Genomic DNA, 250 nt, shown 5'->3' on the forward strand with positions numbered 1-250 from the left:
CACCGTGCTGCCCCCGGCCGTGACGGAGTCCCACCTGACCTTCACCCCCGTCGGCGGGGTCTTCCGCTCCGGCATGGGCGCCGTCCGCATCGTGGGCGCCAACGTGGTCAAGGGCATGGTCCAGGGGCGCGAGGAGAAGGGCTCGTACGCGGGCTTCGGCGACTTCCTGGCGAAGGTGCCGCTCGTGGTGTGCAGCAAGCGCACCATCGAGTCCATGATCAAGGCCGGCGCCTTCGACTCCCTCGGCTAC

General features: G+C 70.0%; 1 protein-coding gene. It reads left to right on the forward strand.

Going from position 1 to position 250, the window contains the following annotated elements; all coding sequences use genetic code 11:
- Positions 1 to 250, forward strand: a 250-nt coding sequence (locus KVS67_RS12485) for a hypothetical protein (RefSeq protein ID WP_217565495.1), incomplete at both ends; no start/stop codon positions are given.

The organism is Micrococcus sp. GbtcB5 (genome assembly GCF_019091605.1).
In the GTDB taxonomy this organism is placed as follows: Bacteria; Actinomycetota; Actinomycetes; order Actinomycetales; family Micrococcaceae; genus Micrococcus; species Micrococcus luteus.